This window comes from Bradyrhizobium sp. 141 (genome assembly GCF_023074055.1).
In the GTDB taxonomy this organism is placed as follows: Bacteria; Pseudomonadota; Alphaproteobacteria; order Rhizobiales; family Xanthobacteraceae; genus Bradyrhizobium.
In genome coordinates this window covers 73,353-95,575 of sequence record NZ_JADPKR010000108.1, presented here as the reverse complement: position 1 = coordinate 95,575, position 22,223 = coordinate 73,353, and the positions used below count along the sequence as shown (strand labels likewise).

The following is a 22,223-nucleotide window of genomic DNA, read 5'->3' as shown; positions in this document are numbered from 1 at the left end:
CAGCCGAAATCAGTAGATCGGACGAAGCGGCTGCGGATCCGGTGTCATGCTGGATCGCCAGCTATCCTCGGTTACGTAGACGATCAAAGCGACTGCAACTTTTGCCGCGAAGGTCCACTGAATGAAAGAATTCGCCATACCCGTCACGACGCCGATCGACATCGCATACAGTAACGGCGTGAGGAAGACGCAAGTCACGAAACGTTCCTGGACGATACAGCGCGTGAGCAGAAACATGAACTCCGAAAATGCGATCGCAGAAAGCAAAACCAGCAAGAACCCGCCGATTGGGCCACCCAGTTCAAAACAGAGTTCAGGCCAGCCCCCAGTATAGGCGGAGCCCTGCTGCAAGATGAAGTGCGCGCGCTCAAGCGGCAACGCCTGTTCCATGAGAAACTGCATGGTCGAGTTTCGGGTCGGATCGAATGGGTCGATGAAGAGCTTGTGGAAGGCCAGAGCTCCGTCCCAGCTACCTCGCACAAACACACGCTCAAACGTCGCCCACCACATCTCACCTTGCTGAACCAAGAGCCGCTGCGACAGCTTGGAAGCCAGCGTAGTGCCCTCGAATCCGCGAACGAAAACATAGGAATAAGCGAGGGCCATGGCCGTCATCACCAATAGAACGCCGCCGGCGATTCCGACTTTGCGAAAGACTGAAGCCCCGGATAGCTTGTCCTCGGATCGGCTGGATGCCTGCTCGATGAAAAGAACGGCGCCGATCGGGATCAAAAAGAATGAAGTAGAGGCGTAAAATGACGAGAAACGGTGCCCTACCAGGAATAGGTACAACAGCATAGTCACAAATAGAAACGCAAATCTGCGATCAAAGGATTTGCCGCTCAACACCGGCGCTACGAAGAATAAGCCGAGTTGGAATGCCAGCATGTTTCCCCACTCGATGAGACGAACATGCAAGGGGCCACCATATTGCTGGGTATAGTCATAACGTTCCATCGCGGCGAATAGCGGGATGGGCCCCCTCACCACCAATTCGATCCACAGTCCCACCATGAACAAAACGGCGGACCAAAAAGCCAGGTTGGAGATCCGGACAGGTGTTCCGGGCGGCAAAACTGGCAATGTAGCCTCAAGAAGTCTCTGCACTCGCCGGCCGCGGAAGGAGAACAGCATTGCTGCGATCACAAGACCCTGTGAGATTGCAATCGAAACCGCAGCCATGCCGGGTCCAATCTCCGCTTCCAACTGCTCTGAGAAAATCGGCCCGAACAGGTCGACATACAATACCGAGACAAGCCTCCCTGCAAACGCAAAAAGGGGAAAGAAGTAGATCATTGCGAGCGCCGGACACCTCAACGCAACCCAAGCCATCGCAGCCAGCATCCCGCCGGCAGCAATCACGCTCAGTGGCGCAAAAATCACGAACTCCGGGCTCAATGGTTGAAGCTCTCTGTCTCCGGCTCATCCGCGATGGACATAACCATTCCCTTGGCCAGCCGCTTCAGGTCCAACAAGACCCATATAGAGCATTTGGCATCCATAGCCCTCGGAAAATGGCCGCTAGCCGCACCCGAACTATTCGCGCGCCCTGTCATTCCGACAACCTGCGCGCAAACACGAAAGCCGAAACGTAGGAACCCAAAGGGGGGAGCCAAAGAGGCAAGGAGATGGTTCGCCGGAATGGCGGCTCCCGTTTCGGACAACACCGGATCGAAGCGATCAATGCTGCAAAATCCCGGCAAAATTCATATGAGCGGGCCGCGAATGTTCGATCCCTAGCAGGGTTCGACGATTGTCATTCGAGCGTTGCAGATGAAGGCTCGCCAGCGTGACACCTAGGCAGGTAGTGACGGTCGTCCCCCTGCCGCCAAACGGCTTCAGGAAGTCAAATACCTTGTTGCCAAAGATGTCCGCGATAGACATCTCGCGGGCACCCAACGGGGAGATTCCCCCAAAATCACCTTCCAGCCGTTCTCCGTCCTCGCGGATCAAGACAGTCTTCGGGCTCGCCGCAAAGGCGTACTCCGGGTCGGAAGAATGGTTGATGAGCATAAGGCTGCTCACCACGTCTTTCGTCGCGATCACCTTCGGATTGATACCGGTGAACCCGATGTGGGATTTAAGTCGACCTTCATTCAATGGCCGCGCGAATGCACCTGTCCGATAGATCGCGACATTGTCCTGGTCGACGTAGGTCATTGAAAAACTAGCCGGCGAAGAACGATTACTGTCCATCCGACCCCGCGACATCACTGCGACAACGAGATAGTCATCGTCGGGCAGCTTTAGATCGGCCAGGAGCCTCGACAGATCAATCTCAAAGGACGCCCTCGGCGCGTAGGCTGATGGGACCTCGTAGGATGTCAAATATTCGCCGCCGCGCGACAATATGTGCAGCCTGAACCGCAGCTTCCGGCTGAATCCTGATGCGACCAGACTCGTCAACTCCGGTCCCAGATCCTTCAAGGACTCGAAAAATTTCTTCTTCAAGCTGCCTGCAACGAGGCCCCGCATGTAACGCAGCGTCAATGGCCGATACCAGATCGGTATAGAGAGACCGAGCCTGCATTCAAGCCCGGCGAAGGTCGGGAGAATGAATCGCGGCTCATAGGGCTTCCAGGGCGTCGTCGGAAATCGGCTCACTGCACTATCCTAGAAATGATGCAAGCTGAACTTGCCATTCGCGAACTGATAGAAGCTGAATGGACTTGCGAGGTTGGCACCGCTGATCTCAAGAGCAAACGTAACTGCGGATCCGACAAGTTGCCTGGCATCCGGGAAAAGCTCGAGTGTATCAATGCGGCGAGCTCCCATCGGTCGAATCTGCGGGAGCTTCTGCTCAGCAAGGACAGCACCATCGAGCGCAATCAACCTCGCCGTCCCCATAGCGTCGCATCCCGGTGCCATGCAGGGATTGATGACGATGATCCCTGATTGCTCGACGAACTTTGACAGATACGTCTGCGCCCAAGCCGGCGTCGGGAACTCTGTTAAGGTGACCGGCTCTCGCTCATGCGACAAACTGATCGCGCCCTGCTGGGAATAGTACTGCGCGTAATACCCGGTCGTGACTCTCTTGCCGGGTCGGACCTTTGCCTCGCCCTTGGGCATCAAAGTCACCGCCACCGTCCCGGAAATGCTCGAGCACAATTGAGAGGTCTTCAACTGCAACTGGCCGTCCAACCCGAGTTCCTTGTCGAAGTAGCCAACCTGGGTCCCGTCCCTGTCGAACAACCAGACGTGCATCTGAGCTTCCGGAGAACCGTTGAAGAATGTGGAGAAATAGTTGAACGCACAAACCTCGGTCTCAACGACATCATCGTTGCGGAGGTACAGAACCGACGGTGGATATCCCCTCGCGACCGCTTCGGCAACTTCAAGTTTCATAGCTATTCATCTCGTCGCTTGAGGGGCCTGCGGTGCTTCAACCATTGTTCTCGCTCGAGGACTTCGTCACCGTCCGCCCAAGGTCTGCTTACGCTAGGAAGCAGAAGGAGGCAACTTGGCATTGCAACACGTGCATCAAGTCGGAAGCTCATTCGCCGCCCCAGAGAGTTCACCGGTTCGTCATTAATCGTACAAATCGCCCGAGCATCAGCCGTTCATCCCTCGTTAAAATGATCATAAAGCTTAGGGCCCAGGCTGCCAAACAACCCAGCGCGCCGAAGATAATGAGTTCAGCAAGATTATCTGGATAGTGGATAAATTTGCACGCGACCACAAGCGCTGCAAGTATGGCTGCCACGGCCGCGTGCCTGACCACCTGCCCCCAAAACAGAGAAGCACGGAGGTCCATTTCAGACAGCACGTAGCGCGCAAACACTGGCACGAATAAGATGTGCGAAACAGCCCATCCAAAAATAAACGCACGCTCCTGGACCCAAAGCAGCGTCATTCCTATCAAGAGATATTGGGTCAGGACCTGCAGGTACAAGAGCCGGGTGTTGTAGCGCAGGAAGTCCGATCTCACCATCAGCGCGGCCTGTCCTGCTCCAAGCAGAATGGTCGTCGCGGGAACACATAGCGAGAGCGCTAGCCAGGGCCACTGCTCGGCATTCTGCGGCCCGACCCACAGATAGAGTATCTGCTTCGACAAAAGAGCCATCACAATCAGAACGGGCAACGCGATCGCACCAGGAAAGACGAGGCTGTTCCGCCCAAGGATCTGAAGGCGCCGCGCATCCGACGCTTCTTCGATGCGAGCAGAAATCGGAAGGATTGCAGAGTAAAGCGGGGCCATGATCGCCTTCAAGAAGCGAGGCAGTCGAGTAATCAGATCAAAAGTTCCAACCTCTGCAGGACTGAATAGGATGCCAATAGCAAGCGGCGCCGTTGTATGCTGCAACACGCCGACTATCCTGCCGTTGAACATTAGCCAACTGCGGTAGAGGATATCCCTGCGACTATCGCTTCTCCATGCGACGAACCGTAACGGCGTCGGCAGTGCAAACCTGTAGACGACAACTGCCAGTACTAAATATTTCGCGACGATCGTGGTGGCGAGGTAGGAGTACGCAATTAGTTCAAACGGCGCCCCGCGCCAGACGGCGAGATAGATCGAGGCGACATAGAGTACGTTGCTCGCGACTTCCGTCAACCGTAACCAGCCGTACTCCTCAAATCCCTTAAGCGCTCCTTCCGTAACGAGGCCCAAGAAGGCGATTGGAAGCACCAGCGCAGTAACTTCAAGGATAGAATTAAACGCTGCAACCTCGTTAGGTGCAACCTTGAAAATCGCCGCGAGCGACTCGCTCGAAATCCAGAGCGCAAGACCTGAAACGGTTCCAGTTACCGCCGCAATTACCGTGAGCAGCGAAACCTTCTCACTCGCGGCGCGCCAATCCCCGAGGCGCCCTCGCGCAATCGCTTGAGTGGTCGTTTCCGATACGCCGAAGTCCAACAAGGACAAGAACCCACCCGGCAGGAACGCGCGCGCGAGCACAATTAAACCCAGCACGCTGAGACCGTAATACCGCGCAATCAGGCCGACGGCCAGCAGCCCCAACACGCCTGCAAGGCCGTAAGCCACAGCCGAGATAGCCGTGTTTTGCAAGAAACGTTGCAGCATCGATCAATTCGCCTCATTCAGGGGCCGCAGCTAGCATAGACCCGAGGCATTCACCATTGCCGGATTCGGGGGAAAGCAAGCAATGGTCAACCCTCTCGCCTTTCGTTTCATGGTGCTCGCCTCCGGCTGACTCCAAACGTCGCTGGAGGTATTTTAATACCAATTTGCCCCCCCCCCCCCGCCCGGCCCCGCGTTAGTGCGCAGGGGTTGACCCCGATATGGCTTACGGCCCGGCAGCCATCGTCCGCGACAGTTTGCTCCGGGACAGGGGGGCGAACGAAGTCGCAGGTCACCTTCTTCTTGCGCGACACCCGCAGATCGTCCACGACGCCTCGACGGAGTCTTGCAAAAGCGGCTCCTGTCGGTGAATACCGAAGGATGTAAGAAGAGAAGATCCTCATGGAGCAACAGCGCGCGATCATCGTCACCGGAGCCTCTCGTGGTCTTGGCTTTGAGTTGCTCGACCTGCTTATTGCGGCTGACGCACGACCGATGGCGTTAGGCCGGCGTCTGCATCCGCGGCACGAGGCCGCCGCAGCCAAGAACGCTTGCACCTTCGTGGCTGCGGACTTTTCCGCGTTGCCAAGCCTCGATCAAATCGATCTCGCCAGCGCTTTGCCGCAAACTGCCGATGAGATCGTCCTGATCAGCAATGCCGGTATAGTCGAGCCGATCGGCACGCTCGGTTTCATCGATGCCCGCGCGCTGGTCAAGGCCTTCGAAGTCAATGCCCTTGCTCCGGCAATCCTGGCACGCAAGCTGCTCGCGGGGGCCGACGCGCAGGGGACCAGGTTGCGTGTTCTTAACATCAGCACGGGAGCGGCGCACCGCGCGTTGCCCGGGCTTGCCTCATACTGCGCCAGCAAGGCCGCGGCCGCGATGATCTTCGATTGCCTCGCCGCCGAGCGACCCGACGTCGTTGTCGAGCACATCGATCCTGGCGTACTGAACACCGACATGCAAATCGTGCTACGCAGTGCTGCCGATCAGGACTTGCCGGTGCGAGACATGTTTTTGAGCTTCGAGGCCGAAGCCAAACTGCGGCATCCTCGCGATGTTGCCCGCGAAATCCTTGCGCGAGCCGGGCTGCTATGAGGATTGCGGTGCTCGCCGATATCCACGGCAATGCTGGGGCTCTGCGCGCGACACTTGTCGAGGCGCGTAAGAGCGGCGTTCAATATCTGATCGTGCTCGGAGATCTCATTGGCTATTACTATGCCGTAAGCGAAGTGCTTGAACAGTTGCGGCAGTGGCCTTTCGTTGCAATCCGAGGCAATCACGAACGGATGTTCGCCGAAGCTCTCAGGAGCGACCGCGCCAAACAGACATACCAAGAACGATACGGCAGCGCGCTGGATTTGGCTGCAGCAACGCTCGAGCCGCAAGATTGCGATTGGTTGATCCGCTTGCCCGACCGGGCGGCAATCCATCTCGGAGGCGTTGCACTGGAGCTGTGCCATGGCTCGCCACGCGATCCCGATGAGTACGTCTATCCCGATTCGAATGCCGCCACACTGAACGCCTGTCGAGTAGACGGTGCGGATATCGTGCTGATGGGGCACACGCACTATCCCATGCTTAATGCCGGAGCACGCCCCGTGCTTCTCAATCCCGGCTCGGTAGGTCAGGCGCGCGACCGAGGAGGGTTTGCGTGCTGGTGCAGCATCGACACGTCAACGCGCGCCATGGTGATCAACCGCACACCGTACGACACGCGTCCTCTCGCCGAAGAAGCGCGTCGACGCGACCCTCATCTGCCCTACCTCGCGGAGGTACTCGAACGAAACAATCCGACAGCCGATTCGACAAAGTCAGGACCGCGAGATGATTTATGATACGATGCTGATAACTGGGTGCGGCGGCGATATCGCGTTGGCTCTCTGTCGCATTGCGCGTGAAGCAGGCGTCGTGCGCCGGCTCATCGGCTGCGACATCCACGCCGATCACGCGGGGCTCGCCTTCTTCGACGTGTGCGAAGTGGCGCCGCGGGCAAACGACCATTCATATCTCGAAACACTTCAACGAATCGTCGTGGACCACGGCGTGGATGTGATCGTGCCCATGTCGGAAGCAGAGATCGCAGTCTTGCTGGCAGCTGGACACCTTGACGCCTTCGCCGGCGTACAGGTCCTGGCCGCAAACCCGCTCGCCGTCGAAACAGGTCTCGACAAATATGCAACGTTCAATCGACTTGCCGAGCACGGACTTGGGGTGCCCTGGACCCGCATCGTCGGGGAAGCGCCGCCCGTCGCATTGCCCTGCATTTTAAAGCGGCGGCGCGGCCAGGGCAGTAAGGATCTGCGGCAGGTCAACACGGAGGAAGACGTCGAAATCGCCACGCGAACACGGGCCGGCGACTTGTGGCAGGAGTTGCTGTTGCCGAGCGACCAGGAATATACCTGCGGCCTGTACCGCAACCGTTCGGGCGAAACCCGTATGATCGCGCTCCGCCGTCGGCTGCATGGCGGACTAACCGGCGCAGCCGTGGTCGCGGACAGCACACCGTTCCGCCTACAGCTGCATGGAATCGCGGACGCGATTAAGCTCAATGGCTCGATCAACGTGCAGCTACGATTGACGGCCGATGGCCCAAAAGTGTTTGAGATCAATCCGCGCTTTTCGAGCACGGTCCGCTTCCGTCACAAACTTGGTTTTCAGGACTTCATCTGGTCCTTGCTCGATTCTCGTGGGCTTGCGATCGGGCCATATTGTCCACCGTCTCCTGGCAAACGGATGTACCGATGCGCGGATGAAATCATGATCGATTGACGGCGACGCGTTTCAGGACCGGTAGATTAGGGCCGTCGCACCACGATACAAATATCCCTACCCAATCCCGCCGTGAATATCGACCTGAACAACGCGAGCCTGGCTTCAACGTCGACACTACATGCATAACGAAAGAACTTTCGTCGCAAGGAATGCGCGAATGGACCAAGTTTTCTGTCTTTGTAGTAATTGAAAGCGTCTTCCATCAAAAGATGATCAATTGGGTAGTCGCCGAAGCAATCGATGACGGAGAAGCCGTTGCGCCTGCCAAGCTCAGGTAGCGTTTTCGTCGTGAAATAATGCAAGTGTACGGGCGGCACGAAGATCGGAAGCTCTTCCTTGCTGACATCGCCAAATATGGTCGAATGAAGCGTAGAGAAATCGTTCGGAACTTCGATAACTGCCAGCCCTCCGGGAGACAGGTAGGAGCCGATGCGCGTCATGATGATGTCTGGATCGATGACGTGCTCGATGACGTTCTTGCAATAAACCAGGTCAAACGAAACGCCTTCGAAGTGTCGCTGAGATCCAATGTCCCCGGCATGGAGATGATCGACGTTATTTTCGATCAGATCGCGATTTTGCCGTTCAACGCCGACCAAGGAGTGGTCCACGCCGAAGATATTGAAGCCGCGTCGATGCGCCGACTTCAGGAAGAACCCTTCCCCGCACCCGAGATCAATCGCATTTCCCCTGGAAACGCCGTGAGCCGCCGCGAAGTCCAATGCGATGCTTGCGCGATCGTCGAAATAGTCGAGCTCCGCTTGATCATACTCCTTCTTGTATTGCCCTGTCGGGGCTTGATAATAGGATTCGCGATAGTGTTTCTCGATCTCCCCGATGGTGGGCATCGGGTCCGCTGAATGGCCATACAAGGAGGGAACGCATCGATATTTTGGCATCGGCTACTCGTGAAAAAGTATCAAGGCATATCTGGCAGGTATCGGTCCTCGGAGTAGCACTGCATCTCCTCGGTAAGCGCAATCAGCTCGCTTCCGTCAATTGCAGGCTAGCACCGCTCACGACCCGGGCCATCCAGCGCGTGTCACCAACGACCTCGCGGACGGAAAATTGTCGTCCGTCCGCGGAAACAGCATCTATCCTTTGAAGTACGGCGCCGACCGCGTCAACTGAGAACGCTTTCCTTAGACGGCGACGCTCGATCTCCGCCGAGCCAAGATGGCGACGTATGACGGAGCTTGCCTTGTATCCCAGCGCGACCCGGGCCATGGCAACTGCACGGCCGCGGGATGAAGGTCGTGGTAGGGTGCCGAGACGCCCCTTGCCACGGGCCGCCACGATAGTTTCGAGTATGGCATTGGCTACGCGGATCGAACTTGCGCCGTCGACAGCTGTAAAGAGATCGCTGATGATCTGGCAGCGGAGTTGCGCGGTTTCCTCGGCAACCGGGGGCATCCGCCCTTCCAGCCCCTGCTTTACCAGCGCGATCAGATCGGATTCCGACGCGACGGGCCGGCTCACTTGTGCTGCTGCCTGAACACGCAAAGAGGGCGTATTGAACCATTCCATACTCAGCGGCTCGACATCCAACATCGTCGCTTCAATGGCTGTCGAGCAATTCTGGTGAATCAGCAAGCGCGCCCCATTGATCCACTCTATCGACGTACCTTCCTGCCGCACCTCAAAGTTCGGATAGGCGCTCAGTGCATCGTATGATTTGATGTTTTCGAATGGGTGCGGACGCAGCACGAAATGTACGTCGGGGTAATGCTCTGCCAGCTTCATCGACATCTCGAGCGTCGATCGATATGCGTGTCTGGCTTCGATGATGACCTGATTTGCGTAGTCCCTAGAATAGCCTGCGTTGACGATGGTCTCCACCTCGTCATCCGGTCCGTTTGAAAAATGCGGATTCACGCTCGGGAAATTCGTGTTGAGGAGCACATAGCCCCCACCGACAGCCGGCCTCGACAGTGCCGCGCGCCATGGCCCCGCACAAAAATCGTACCGCGGACATCCAGTCGCACGAAGGATATGCGCAGGCACGGTCCCGTGCTTGAGAAAAGCAGCCCGTTGCGCCTGTCCCCATACGCAGTAGAGGTCGAGCAGAGCGGTCGAGCCTGCGTTCTTGACCAGCGTGGCGAACTGGTCGGCATTGTTGCCGCCAATCCCCTCAGTATCTAGTACACCGACCAGTATACCTGCTCGCTTGTAAAGCTTGATTAAGTCGGCATTGTTCGGCCGCGTGTAGTTCAACAGCACCAGATCCGGTTTCAGGGCCGGAACGTCGGATCCTTGCTCGTACATGGGAACGAGGGTGACTTTCACACCTCGGGCGGCGAGTTCCCGCCCAAGCAGAACCAGACCCTCGAGATCGCGTAGCGGATTGTCAACGATCAGGCAGACATGCGGCTGGTCAGGCACGGACGTTCCTCGGCACCGCCTGTCGCGGCTCAGCAACCTGTTCGTCGACGGCAGTCAGAAGGTCCCAGCTCATCGGCGTGCCCTTGCGCACGGTGCGGCCAATGCGCTTGCCGATCAGGGTCGCGAAATACTTCGGCGGCAATCCAAAGCCGGGGCGAATGATCCGCAGGTTCTTCTCTGTCAGGACATCTCCCGCCTGGAGATCTTCGGCTACGTAGAGCGAGCGGCGGAAGGTTCGCGAGTTCTTTTCCTTCTCGGTCACCCCGTATTGGACCTCGCCCAGCGCCATCCAAGCACGCTCAGTCTCAACGACCAGCGAGGCCATCTCATCGGGCTCCATGGAGAAGGTCGAGTCCACCCCGCCTTCAGCGCGCGCGAGCGTGAAATGCTTCTCGATCACGCTGGCACCGAGTGCAACGCTGGCCACGCTGGCACCGATACCGAACGTGTGGTCGGATAATCCGATTTCGCAACCGAACAGCGCACGCATATGCGGGATTGTCAGTAGGTTCGTATCGGAAGGAACAGCCGGATAAGTGCTGGTGCATTTCAGGAGAATCAATTCCTTGCAGCCAGCTTCTCGTGCGGCCCGCACAGCCTCGTCTATCTCTGCCACCGTCGCCATGCCCGTCGACATGATGACCGGCTTGCCAGTCGACGCAACCTTGCGGATCAACGGCAGATCCGTGTTCTCGAACGAGGCGATCTTGAAGCAGGGTACGCCGAGCTCCTGCAGGAAATCCACCGCAGTGGCATCGAACGGGGACGAGAACGGGATCATTCCGAGTTCACGGGCCCGCTCGAAGATCGGCTTGTGCCATTCCCACGGCGTGTAGGCCTGCTGGTAAAGCTTGTGCAGCGAGTTGCCCTTCCACAGACTGTTCGGATCGTCGATGAAGAATTCGCCGTGATCCAGATCAAAGGTCATGGTGTCGGCGGTGTAGGTCTGCAGCTTCAGCGCGTGGGCGCCGGCCTTCCCCGCGGCCTCCACAATGGTCAACGCTCGATCAAGCGATTGATTGTGATTGCCCGACATCTCCGCAATGATGAACGGCCGGTGCGCCCGGCCGATTGGGCGTCCCGCAATTGAGATCGTGTCGGTCATCGATCGCTCCTGACACCCACGGGTCGCGGCGCCACTGCACTAAGACAGCGACCCAGCCCGCTCGCTTGTTTAGCCAAAACCCGGCCTCGGTTTCAAAGCCGAACGTACTCGAAACGCCCCAATGCGAGCCCGAAAGCAGCACCCACATAGGCGCGCATCGCCAATTAGTCAACCGAACCGGCCGCATCTCGGGCTTGCTTTGCCTAGCAAAATCAGGAAAAAATCGCGCGACAGACGCGTTCCGCTCCGTCGCCGTCAACGAGCGTCGCTGCAACTTCGCCCAGACGCCTGGCCCGTGCCCGGTCCGCCGCGAGCGCTTTTACCGCAGCGGCAATATCATCTGCCGATACAATGGCCCCGGAACCGAGATGGACAAGCGCTCCCGCCTGTGCCAACCTCGTCAGCGACGGCACCTGGTTTTTTGCAATATCGAGGGCTAGCACGGGTAGACCCAGGCAGCAGCGCTCCCAATTCATTACACCTCCCGCTCCGATCGACAGGTCGGCACGCCGCATTAACTCCGCAATGTTGCTCGAGCTTGGATGCAGCGCCACGTTCGGCATTTGTCGGCAAAGCGCATGGACCGAACCTGTGTTCGGATTGGACGGGCCGATCACGACGTCAACGGCAAGCTGCGACGTTGCAAGGATTGCAATCGCCGTCAGCGCTTTCGCGGTCTCGTTAGTCGGATCGGAGCCGCCGAAGCAGATTAAGATGCGGCCAATCTTACCGGTTCGCGGGGTGAGGAGTGCGCGCTGCTCGGCGAACTCCGGCCGCAGCATCGCGTATCCCGGCCCGAGCAACTGCACGCAGGCAGCTGGGACGCGGTCACGATAGCGCACCTCCATTTGGAATACGAGATTCTGATCGAGCAGCACCTCGCAATCATGGTCGCGGTCAGCGAGATCATCGATGACGAGAATACGCAAACCATCGCGCCGGCAGACGCGTTCCCATCGGATATCGAGCGCGTAGTGATCGACGATGAGCCATTCGACCCGACCGATCTCCGCCAAGGCGCTGCACGTCTGTTCAGCGTCCTTTTGCCATGTCGTCGGCAGCCAATGCGCGTGCGGGACGGCGTTACCGCCGGGCTCCGGGGCCGGCTCGGCCGGGTCAGGCAGAAGCCGGACCGCGTGTCCCGCCCGTTCGACCATTTGCACAAGGCCGGCAGCATGACCGCGCATGAGGAAGAATGATCTAACCGCGCTGCCTGCGAGTGCATTGGCAAGCGTAAGGCACCGCGTCAGGTGACCCAGCCCCATCTCGACCGATGCATCGGCGCGAAAGACGACCGTTTTATCCATGAATTCGAGCCAGTATTTCTCTCCTGTCCGGGACTTCCGACAGCCCGGTTTATGGCACTCTTAGCACGATTCAATGGCGGAACCCCGCTCAATCGCCCTTGAGCAATCGCGCAGGCTTCTATATGCGGAAACCGCAACCGAGTAACCCTGCCCTAATTATGCCCGCCGACAAAACAGTCCTGATCACGACTCTCGCGGAATACCAGACCCGGTTCTGGGTTCCGATCGCACAGCGATTGCGCGCCACAGGCCATGACATCGAGTTGCTTGCCTTCGACGATCGCAGCGCGGAGATGTCGGCTGCGGAGGGAGTGCCGGTCACGAACATGTATCGCGAGGGCCTCAAGGCTGGCCCCTCGCCCGATGACCGCAAGGCGTTCGACACGCGCGTCGCGTCTTATGGGCTCGACGGGACCAATTTCCTGTTCAGCCACGAGCGCTTCACCTTCGGCATCCGTGATACCGTCGCGCTGCGCCGGCGCTTCATGATCTATGCCCATGCGATGGAGACGGTGCTCGACCGGCTGGAGAGGCAAGGCAAGCGCGCCGAGCTGGTGCAGGAACTGGGCGGCTTTCTCTCGGTACTCGCGAGCTTCTACGCCGCCAAGCGCCGCAACATCCGCAGCTGGTTCATCGAGCCTTCGTTCTTTCGCGGCCGCATGTACTTCACCCCCGACACGCTTCGAGCGCCCGACGTGATGCCGGCGCCGGCGGACGCCGTGTCATCGGAGGTGCGCACCTATTTGGACGACACGCTGACGCAGCGGGCGATCGTCATCCCCAAGAAGGACCAGCATCATTATTCGGCGGCCTTCAAGAAGGTCGTAAACCTGCGCAACGCCCGCCGTCTCAGCGAAAAGTTGTGGGACCAGTTCGCACTCGGCAAGCACCAGGAGTTCGGGCACAATCTGCGTCACGCCCGCGTGCACGCCGCGATGGCGCTCAATGCGACGCGGCTGCGCAAGCTCTACAAGCCAATTCCCGAGGCGCCCTTCATCTACTATCCGTTTCACGTTCCGGCCGACATGGCGCTGACGCTGCGCTCGCCGGACTATCTCGACCAGGTCGCGACCGTCGACTTCCTGCTGCGGACGATCCCTGACTCGCATGTGCTAGTGGTGAAAGAACACCCCGCCCAAATCGGCGCAATCTCGGCCGACCGCCTGTTCGAGCTGGCGCGCCGGTTCGACAATTTCGTGCTGCTGCCGCCGCAGACCAACAATTACACTGTGCTCAACCGCGCCGATGCGGTCATCTCCGTCAACAGCAAGTCGGGTGCCGAAGCGCTGCTGCTCGGCAAGCCGGTGGTGGTGATGGGCGATGCGTTCTACCGCTCCTGTCCGCTGGTCTATGCGGTCGACCGTCTGGCCGACGTGCCCGCGCGGCTGCGCGAGGCGCTCTCCGTCGGGCCGTTCGATCCGACCAAAGGCGCCCCTTATTTCGAGTCTGCCTGGCGCCGGTCTTATCCGGGCGAGCTCTATATCAGCGATCCCAAGCTGCTCGACACGTTTGCGGCCTCCTTGCGCGCGGCAATCGCCGAGCCGACCCGCGTGAACTGAACGGACCCATCATGCCGCTCGTCTCGATCATCACACCGTCCTGGAACGTCGAAGGCCTGATCGAAGAGACCATTCGTTCGGTGCAGAGCCAGACCTTTGCCGATTGGGAGCTCCTGATCGCCGACGACTGCTCGAACGACAGGACACCGCAGATCATCTCCGAGATCGGCGCACGCGATTCGCGCGTCAAGCTGATCCGGATGCCGAAGAACGGCGGGCCGGCGTTGGCGCGCCAAGCCTCGATTGAGGCCGCCCAGGGCCGCTATCTCGCCTTCCTCGACAGCGACGATCTGTGGCTGCCCGAGAAGCTGGAGCGGCAGCTTGCCTTCACGCAGGCAAAACGAGCCGTCCTCAGCTACACCGCGTTCCGCCGCATCAACGAGACCAACACCGTCACCGGACGTCTAATCGAGGTGCCGGCCTCACTGACCTATGATCAGCTCCTGAAGAACACCGCGATCGCGACGCTGACCGCGATGGTCGATCGCGAGATCGCCGGCCCCATCGCGATAAAGAACGAGGGCTATGACGATTTCTGCCTGTGGCTCTCGATCCTCCAGCCCGGCCACACCGCCCACGGCCTCAACGAGGATCTTGCACGCTATCGCGTCAGGGGTTCCTCGGTCTCCAGCCGCCCGGTGCGCTCCGCCAAATGGGTCTGGCAGATCTATCGCAATGTCGAACAGCTCTCCCTGCCCAAATCGGCCTGGTGCTTTGCCCATTGGGGCGCGAGGGCTTGGCTGAAGCGGCGGGAGTTCTAGCCGCCGGCGCCTGCCGGACGAGCCCACAAAAAAGCGAAACAACCATATGCACAGTAACGGTATTTAGGTACCAAGCCATTTGGCTATTGGCGAGGCCGGCCGTTGCCGATACCACTCAGCGCGCTCAGCCGCAGACATCTGGAACCGATCATGCCCTTTGAAAGCTACAAGAACAGCCGCATCCTCGTGACCGGAGGCGCCGGCTTCATCGGGTCGCACCTGTGCGAGCGGCTGCTCGAGACGGGGGCCGAGGTGGTGTCCGTCGACAACTACTTCACCGGCAGCCGGCGCAACATCGCCCATCTGATCGCAAATCCGCTGTTCGAGGCGGTCCGGCACGACGTCACCTTCCCGCTCTATATCGAGGTCGACGCGATCTTCAACCTGGCCTGCCCGGCCTCGCCGATCCACTACCAGCGGGACCCCGTGCAGACCACCAAGACCTCGGTGCACGGCGCCATCAACATGCTGGGGCTCGCCAAGCGGCTCAAGGCGCGCATCTTCCAGGCCTCGACCAGCGAGGTCTATGGCGACCCACTGATCCATCCGCAGACCGAAGATTACTGGGGCAACGTCAATCCGATCGGCATCCGCTCCTGCTACGACGAGGGCAAGCGCTGTGCCGAGACGCTGTTCTTCGACTATTGGCGTCAGCATGGCCTGCCGATCAAGGTCGCACGCATCTTCAACACCTACGGACCACGCATGCAGCCCAATGACGGCCGCGTGGTGTCGTCTTTCATCGTCCAGGCGCTCAAGGGCGAGCCGATCACCGTGTTCGGCGATGGCGGGCAGACCCGCTCGTTCTGCTATGTCGACGACCTCGTCGAGGCCATCATGCGGCTGATGGCGACCGCGGAAGACGTTACCGGCCCGATCAACATCGGCAACAATTCGGAGTTCACGATTCGCGAGCTCGCCGAGAAGGTCATCACTCTCACGGGCTCGCGCTCCAAGCTGGAGTTCAAGCCGCTGCCGCAGGACGATCCGCGCCAGCGTCAGCCTGACCTCACCAAGGCAAAGGCGGCGTTGGGCTGGGAGCCGAAGGTCGCGCTCGAAGACGGGCTGAAGGAGACGATCGCCTACTTCAAGCACTCGCTCGACGTCGCCTGATCCCGCTCGCAAGTTCAGCGTCCGCAGCGAATTTCGGCAAGAGAGCACCGCCCGGCATCATCAGCGATTTTGCGCACCTCTGAATCGAAAGCTGGGCTGAGGACCCTGTGTTGCTGCAAAGCGGGCCATCGCCTCCTTGTCGCTGATTGAGGTCGCGACCTTTTGGCTCTCCAATGGATCACAGCCATCGTTGCGATCGGCTTCTCCGCCGCCTCCTGCTGTTTGTCCCCCCCTTCTGCTTCGGCTATTTCGTCCTCGGCTTCTGTGGATCGGGTTCTTCTCCGAATCCTACGAGCGACTACTCACGGGATTTCCGCGGCGGCATCCCTGCTGCTCCTGCTGCTGTCCCCGGGCGACGTTCAGCCAGTTCGTCGGGTGTCAAATGCCCGCTTCGAGAACCTGCTCACGCAGTGCCGTTCACAAGTATCGCGCGGTCGCCCTTGTCAGCACCAGCACGGCCGGGACCAGCAGCAACGTGGGAGCTCGAGAGGCTTGGGACGTCCACGCGTTCATCTCTTCCTCGACCGGAACGCTACGACAGACGCAAAGTTCATAACGCACTTCAGTAGATCAAGAAGTGTACCAGGAGATTCGCGGCAGATGACGCGCCGCCCGCACCGACGCTGCCATCACCATTGAGGTCTTGGTGAAAGGTGGTTTCCAGCGACTGAAACGACGCATTCGTACCCGTCACCTCGGGAACGATATTGCTGTTATAGTTGCCGTTGCTGTCCGTGCTCCAGGCCGTGTAGTGGCCCGACACCGAGTCCTTCCAGGCCACATCATATCCGCTGGCGGTTTGCTCGGCTGCGATGGGCGCCCAGGTGCCGCACCCAATGGCGCTGACCGGCGAGCCGGAAATCTTCAGGATGGACCCGCTGCCCGTGCTGATAGCGTCAAGATAGAAGTTATCTCCCATCTGCACCAACTTGGTGGAGCCCTGCACCTCAATAGTTTTGGCGAGAACACCGATGCTGCCATCACCATTGAGGTCTTGATGGAAGGTGGTCTCGAGCGACTGAAACGACGGATTTGTACCCGTCACCTCGGGAACGATATTGCTGTTATAGTTGCCGTTGCTGTCCGTGCTCCAGGCCGTGTAGTGGCCTGACACCGAGTCCTTCCAGGCCACATCATATCCGCTGGCGGTTTGCTCGGCTGCGATGGGCGCCCAGGTGCCGCACCCAATGGCGCTGACCGGCGAGCCGGAAATCTTCAGGATGGGCCCGCTGCCCGTGCTGATAGCGTCAAGGTAGAAGTTATCTCCCATCTGCACCAACTTGGTGGAGCCCTGCACCTCAATAGTTTGGGCGAGAACACCGATGCTGCCATCACCATTGAGGTCTTGATGGAAGGTGGTCTCGAGCGACTGAAACGACGCATTCGTACCCGTCACCTCGGGAACGATATTGCTGATATAGTTGCCGTTGCTGTCCGTGCTCCAGGCCGTGTAGTGGCCTGACACCGAGTCCTTCCAGGCCACATCATATCCGCTGGCGGTTTGCTCGGCTGCGATGGGCGCCCAGGTGCCGCACCCAATGGCGCTGACCGGCGAGCCGGAAATCTTCAGGATGGGCCCGCTGCCCGTGCTGATTGCGTCAAGGTAGAAGTTGTCTCCCGTCTGCACCAAACTGGTCGACCCGACCGCTTCGATCGTAGCGTTGATCAGGTTGGCGCTTGCAATTCTGCCGTCGGCGAACTGAAAATACTCAGTTCCTGTCACGGTGTCAGTCCCCTCAGGCGAGCCGGAACGCAGATCAGCCACCGCGAAGGTCTGGGTCGCCGAATTGTACGAGACCCCGTAATTCACTCGGCTGCCCGCGTACACCGCGGTGTCGCTGCCGGCACCGCCGATGATGGTGTCGTTGCCGCCGCCGCCGGTGATCGTATCGTTGCCCGAGCCGCCGTTCAGCGTGTTGGCGATGGCGTTGCCGATGATGGTGTCGTTGCCGGACCCGCCTGTGGCGTTGTCGATGTAGGAGCGAGCGTCGCCGTTATAGAGATAGGCGTTGTAGACGTTGCCCGACGCGTAATGGCCGTCGCCGAGATAGGCCAGCTGCACGGAGGAGAACACCGACGAGGCACCGGGATTGAGGTCGATGCTCAGGTTCGTCGTGTAGTTCGAGAGGTCGTAGGTATCGACGCCGCCGCCGTCCCAGACGGTCTCGTAGATGCGGTTGGCCGAGCCGGCGGCGCCGCCGCCCGGCGCGAGCTGCCCGACGCCGTTGATGAACTCCTGCCCGGTGGTCGGATTCCAGGTGTAGACGGTGCCGCCGTTCTGGGTCGTGAAGTCCGCGCCGTACATCGTCTGGAGCGCGAGAATATCGTTGGCCATGTAGGTCTGCGAATATCCGTACGCCTCGTTGGTGTAGCCGGACGTGGTCGAACCACCGACATAGCTGCGATAGCTCATGACGGTGTATTCGCTGTCGTCATGCGCGCTCGGCACCGCGACGTTGGCGGGGCCGCCGGTCTCCTGGCTGTGCTTGAGGCCGACGGCATGGCCGAGCTCGTGCAGCGCGGTGGTGAAGTAATAATTGCCGAGCTTGGCCAGCGAGAAATTGTATTGGGTGCCGAACCAGACGTCGCCGCCGGATGCATAATTGCCGGGATAGTAGGCGTAGGCGGTCGGATTGGCCGCCGGCGACTGCGCGATCATGATGTCGGCGCCGTTGGTGCCCGCGTACTGGATATCGGCGTTGGTGTAACTGAGGATCAGCCCGATCGCGTAATTGATCGCCGCCTGGATCTGCGTGGGCACCGATGCAAAGCCCGACTTGGTCGGCTCGCTGTTGCCGCCGTAATAGGGATTGGCGTAGTCGCTGGCTGCGTCGGGAAAGCTATAGGTAATCGCGCCGGACCATTTGTAGCCCGATAGCAGGCCGTCGATCTCGGCGTTGTTGGTGGCACTGACATTAACAGCGGTAGCCAATGGACTCTCCAGAGCAACGCATCGCGTGCGATTCGGGACGGAAGCACATGATTCTAGCTTGAGAGTTAAACGTTTGGTTTAAATTGCGTCGCGACGTCCGCGCCCCTTCCATAAGACCGTGTTAGCCATCAAGTTCCGTAGTCATACGGGTCCGTAGAAGAGCTCTGTTCCCGCGGCACCTGTGGTTTGCGGGGGTTTCATGAAGCGAAGCTTACTCCTGGCCGGCCTGTTTGGCACCCTGACCGCGCTCGCCGGACGGGATCATCAACCCTTCGGAGGACTGCCCGTCATGGTGGAGAAGGCCAATGCGGACGAGAACGGCAAGGCGGGACGCGCCCCCTCCATGCCGATGGCCCGAGATCCCGCCGTTGCCGTGGCGGAGGAATACGAAGCCGCTCGCCGCAAGGGAACGCGGGAGGCCTTCGAGCTCTTCATCGCACGTCACGGCGATGACCCCCTCGCCGAACAGGCGCGCGCGGAGTTGAAGCGCCTCTCGCGCTGATCTCAGGGACCGCATCAGGCATGGCATTTCGGCAGGCTGCATCGGCGCCGGGCCGGGCTTGTCGCATGATCTTACGGCACTATGGTAGGCCCGCAATCTGTCCCGGAGCCATTCAAGATGCCTTTTCCGCATGCCTCGGAAGCCCTGTCGCGCTTCACCGTGCTCGATCTGACCCGCGTCCGCTCCGGGCCCACCTGCGTGCGGCAACTGGCGGACTGGGGCGCGAATGTCGTCAAGATCGATGCGCTGACCGAGGACGCCGGCGGCGAGCAGCCGGGCGGCCCGCGCCGAGGATCCGATTTCCAGAATTTGCATCGCAACAAACGGGCCATGACGCTGAACCTGAAGGACGAGCGCGGCCTCGCCGTGTTCAAGCGCCTGGCCGCCAAGGCCGACGTCGTGGTCGAGAATTTCCGGCCCGACGTGAAGAAGAAGCTCGGCATCGACTACGAGAGTCTCGCCAAGATCAATCCACGTATCGTCTACGGCAGCATCTCCGGCTTCGGCCAGGACGGGCCCTATCACAAGCGGCCCGGGTTCGATCAGATCGCGCAAGGCATGGGCGGGCTGATGTCGATCACCGGGGCACCGGGCGAAGGCCCGATGCGGGTCGGCATTCCCGTCGCCGATCTGACGGCCGGCCTGTTCTGCGCCATGGGCATCCTCACCGCGCTGCTCGAGCGCGAGGTCTCGGGCAAGGGCCAGTGGGTGCAGACCTCGCTGCTGCAGGCCCAGATTTTCATGCTCGATTTCCAGGCCGCGCGCTGGCTGATGGAGCAGGAGGTCGCCAAGCAGGCCGGCAACAACCATCCGACCAGCATCCCCACCGGCGTGTTCAAGACCTCGGACGGCTACATCAACATCGCCACGACGGGCGGGCGGATCTGGGAGCGCTGCGCCCAGGCGATCGGCGCACCGGATCTCTATACCCATCCCGACTATGCGACGGCCCCTTCCCGCTCCAAGAACCGCGACGCGCTCAACGCCGAGATCGAGAAGCGCACGGTGACGAAGTCGACCGAAACCTGGGTCCGCGAGCTCAACGAGGCCGGCGTGCCCTGCGGGCCGATCTACGCCATCGACCAGATGTTCGAGGACGCCCAGGTCAAGCATCTCGGCATTGCGCAGGACGTGCCGAACGACGAGGGCCGCCATATCCGCCTGGTCGGCCAACCCGTGACGCTAACGCGTACGCCGAGTAGGATGGTGGCCCGGCCGCCGGAATTCGGCGAACAGACCGAGGAGGTGCTGAAGGAGCTTGGCTTCGACGCAGACGAGATCGTGGAACTTAGGCGTCACAGAGTGGTGTAAAGTAACGAGCCTCCTCTCGGAGAACGATCACTCGCGAGCTTGTTGAACGATATGTGCAAGGCAATTGTAGCATGCCGGCGGCAAGCGGCTAAAACAGGCCAAGTTGATCGGTCGGTCTAACTGCCTCCCAATCATCGAAACACGTCCGGGAACGGATTTGAGAATCTTTCTGAAGGCCGCAGCACGTAATCGGCCGCGAGCCGCCATCCGGCAACGTCGGCGGACTTTCCACAACGTTCGCAAGATAATTCCTCGCCCTGGAGCAACCATCGCCCTCTCGCGAATGAACTCTTGGAGGCTCTCTCAAGACATCGCGGGCAAACCAATGGTAAGCGTCGGGCCCGCCAACGTTGCAGCAATTTAGACGTCATTTGACTTCCCTTTGGGAAATACGCAAAGATTGCCTACAACTAGATACATCAGAAACTGACTCTTTGGAATATTGTCAGGACAAGCACAGGGTCCAGGAAGCACGTGCATGCATACACACGCTGGTATCTGTTTGATCGGAATCCAGCGTCTTTCCACTAAGTACCGTGCCACCCTGCCAGACCACGGACCTTGCCGTTGATTCCCACCCGCGCGTCGATAAACTGCTGGGGATCTCAGTAGAAGCCAGGGGCGTCATAGTTGTTCGAATAGCGGCGGCCGTTCGAAAAGTTGAAGTCGTAGCTAGACGCACAGCCGCCGTCTCTTCCCCGGAATTGGATTTGTTGATCCGATTGAAGATACCTCGTCTGGTTCAAAGACGTTTCGTCGTCCTCTCAAGGCCGCGGACAAGCACCTGCGCCCGCGAGCAGGACTTCAAGTCGACAAATGGACTGTAAAAGCCCCAGTTCACACCCCAGGACTCGCAGCTCCCCGGCCGACCGGTCTGAACCACCCTAAACTTGGAGCACGTGATCGACTAACGCGAAGTACTGGTTGCCGAATTTACCGAGTCTTGAGCAGGTCTAACTGCCGGCGGGCGACTTGGCGGCGGCTCATTCAGGTCTCGGGCCCACGGAGCACCAGTTGCAATCTTTGGAGTGGAGGAAGTATCGCTTGAGCTCACGCAGGATGAGGCAAGAAGGCCGACCAAAAGCGCACAGACTGCCCACCGTGGCAGCGAACCGGAAAGCTGGAAAAATACTTCCTGCATTGGATCGACTTATGCTGATCGTGGCCGTCGAACGAACTTAACACAGAAAGAAGACGACGGGATCATTCCCTTAGTCAGCAATTCCGCCGCATTCTGCTAGTGAGAAAGCCGACGCCGCACTCTCTCTGATCCGCAGCAGAGAAATCAAATGCGCCGATGCAATCCCCAAAAAGCGATCATCACGAGTGCCACGGCTCCGATAGCTAGTAACAAGAGAACCGCTTCAGGCATGACGAATCAAGCTCCGTCAGAACAGAGAATGTACCCGTCGATAGTACGCTTACGAAAGTCCAAAGTCGAGAAACTGGC

17 protein-coding genes are annotated in these 22,223 nt (G+C 59.5%); 8 read left to right on the top strand and 9 right to left on the bottom strand.

Going from position 1 to position 22,223, the window contains the following annotated elements:
* Window positions 1–9: 9 nt before the first annotated feature.
* From IVA81_RS34135 to IVA81_RS34120, 4 genes are all read right to left on the bottom strand, one after another.
* The gene (locus IVA81_RS34135; protein WP_247326471.1) at window positions 10–1,398 is read right to left on the bottom strand and encodes a DUF6418 domain-containing protein; all 1,389 of its coding nucleotides are present in this window, start codon (window positions 1,396–1,398) and stop codon (window positions 10–12) included.
* A gap of 282 nt (window positions 1,399–1,680) precedes the next feature.
* On the bottom strand, window positions 1,681–2,604 hold the full coding sequence (locus IVA81_RS34130; RefSeq protein ID WP_247326469.1) for a hypothetical protein: 924 nt from the start codon (window positions 2,602–2,604) through the stop codon (window positions 1,681–1,683).
* Between the two features lie 9 nt (window positions 2,605–2,613).
* Complete coding sequence (locus IVA81_RS34125; protein WP_247326467.1) at window positions 2,614–3,348, bottom strand: hypothetical protein; 735 nt, start codon at window positions 3,346–3,348, stop codon at window positions 2,614–2,616.
* 169 nt (window positions 3,349–3,517) lie between these two features.
* The gene (locus tag IVA81_RS34120; RefSeq protein WP_247326464.1) at window positions 3,518–5,029 is read right to left on the bottom strand and encodes a teichoic acid transporter; all 1,512 of its coding nucleotides are present in this window, start codon (window positions 5,027–5,029) and stop codon (window positions 3,518–3,520) included.
* A 399-nt stretch (window positions 5,030–5,428) separates the two neighbouring features.
* Between IVA81_RS34120 and IVA81_RS34115 the strand changes: the two genes are divergently transcribed.
* From IVA81_RS34115 to IVA81_RS34105, 3 genes are read left to right on the top strand one after another with little or no spacing between them, the layout of a single operon-like run.
* A complete protein-coding gene (locus tag IVA81_RS34115; protein WP_247326461.1) occupies window positions 5,429–6,124 on the top strand; it encodes an SDR family NAD(P)-dependent oxidoreductase in 696 nt (231 codons plus the stop codon).
* Entirely contained in the window at window positions 6,121–6,864 is a 744-nt protein-coding gene (locus IVA81_RS34110; RefSeq protein ID WP_247326458.1) for a metallophosphoesterase family protein, read from the top strand. Before IVA81_RS34115 ends, IVA81_RS34110 begins: the two co-directional genes overlap by 4 nt.
* The gene (locus IVA81_RS34105) at window positions 6,854–7,798 is read left to right on the top strand and encodes an ATP-grasp domain-containing protein (protein WP_247326456.1); all 945 of its coding nucleotides are present in this window, start codon (window positions 6,854–6,856) and stop codon (window positions 7,796–7,798) included. Before IVA81_RS34110 ends, IVA81_RS34105 begins: the two co-directional genes overlap by 11 nt.
* 26 nt (window positions 7,799–7,824) lie before the next feature.
* On the opposite strand, the gene IVA81_RS34100 is transcribed toward IVA81_RS34105, so the two are convergent.
* The 4 genes from IVA81_RS34100 to pseG form a co-directional block, all read right to left on the bottom strand.
* Complete coding sequence (locus IVA81_RS34100) at window positions 7,825–8,649, bottom strand: class I SAM-dependent methyltransferase (RefSeq protein ID WP_247326455.1); 825 nt, start codon at window positions 8,647–8,649, stop codon at window positions 7,825–7,827.
* A 133-nt stretch (window positions 8,650–8,782) separates the two neighbouring features.
* A complete protein-coding gene (locus IVA81_RS34095) occupies window positions 8,783–10,183 on the bottom strand; it encodes a surface carbohydrate biosynthesis protein (protein WP_247326454.1) in 1,401 nt (466 codons plus the stop codon).
* Window positions 10,176–11,288, bottom strand: coding sequence for a pseudaminic acid synthase (gene pseI / locus IVA81_RS34090; protein ID WP_247326453.1), 1,113 nt, complete (start codon window positions 11,286–11,288; stop codon window positions 10,176–10,178). The genes IVA81_RS34095 and pseI overlap by 8 nt, the downstream gene beginning before the upstream one ends.
* A 212-nt stretch (window positions 11,289–11,500) precedes the next feature.
* Window positions 11,501–12,595, bottom strand: a complete 1,095-nt coding sequence (gene pseG / locus IVA81_RS34085; protein WP_247326452.1) for a UDP-2,4-diacetamido-2,4,6-trideoxy-beta-L-altropyranose hydrolase — start codon at window positions 12,593–12,595, stop codon at window positions 11,501–11,503.
* 158 nt (window positions 12,596–12,753) lie between these two features.
* On the opposite strand from pseG, the gene IVA81_RS34080 reads away from it, so the two are divergent.
* The 3 genes from IVA81_RS34080 to IVA81_RS34070 all read left to right on the top strand — a co-directional run bounded on the left by IVA81_RS34080 (window position 12,754) and on the right by IVA81_RS34070 (window position 16,028).
* Window positions 12,754–14,154, top strand: coding sequence for a capsule biosynthesis protein (locus tag IVA81_RS34080; RefSeq protein WP_247326451.1), 1,401 nt, complete (start codon window positions 12,754–12,756; stop codon window positions 14,152–14,154).
* Between the two features lie 11 nt (window positions 14,155–14,165).
* Complete coding sequence (locus tag IVA81_RS34075) at window positions 14,166–14,915, top strand: glycosyltransferase family 2 protein (protein ID WP_247326449.1); 750 nt, start codon at window positions 14,166–14,168, stop codon at window positions 14,913–14,915.
* Between the two features lie 150 nt (window positions 14,916–15,065).
* Window positions 15,066–16,028, top strand: coding sequence for a UDP-glucuronic acid decarboxylase family protein (locus IVA81_RS34070; RefSeq protein ID WP_247326447.1), 963 nt, complete (start codon window positions 15,066–15,068; stop codon window positions 16,026–16,028).
* Between the two features lie 562 nt (window positions 16,029–16,590).
* On the opposite strand, the gene IVA81_RS34065 is transcribed toward IVA81_RS34070, so the two are convergent.
* Complete coding sequence (locus tag IVA81_RS34065) at window positions 16,591–18,960, bottom strand: M10 family metallopeptidase C-terminal domain-containing protein (RefSeq protein WP_247326446.1); 2,370 nt, start codon at window positions 18,958–18,960, stop codon at window positions 16,591–16,593.
* A 199-nt stretch (window positions 18,961–19,159) separates the two neighbouring features.
* Here IVA81_RS34065 and IVA81_RS34060 point away from each other — a divergent pair, with 199 nt between their 5' ends.
* The gene (locus IVA81_RS34060) at window positions 19,160–19,462 is read left to right on the top strand and encodes a hypothetical protein (RefSeq protein ID WP_247326443.1); all 303 of its coding nucleotides are present in this window, start codon (window positions 19,160–19,162) and stop codon (window positions 19,460–19,462) included.
* Between the two features lie 117 nt (window positions 19,463–19,579).
* The gene (locus tag IVA81_RS34055) at window positions 19,580–20,773 is read left to right on the top strand and encodes a CoA transferase (RefSeq protein ID WP_247326441.1); all 1,194 of its coding nucleotides are present in this window, start codon (window positions 19,580–19,582) and stop codon (window positions 20,771–20,773) included.
* Window positions 20,774–22,223 lie beyond the last annotated feature (1,450 nt).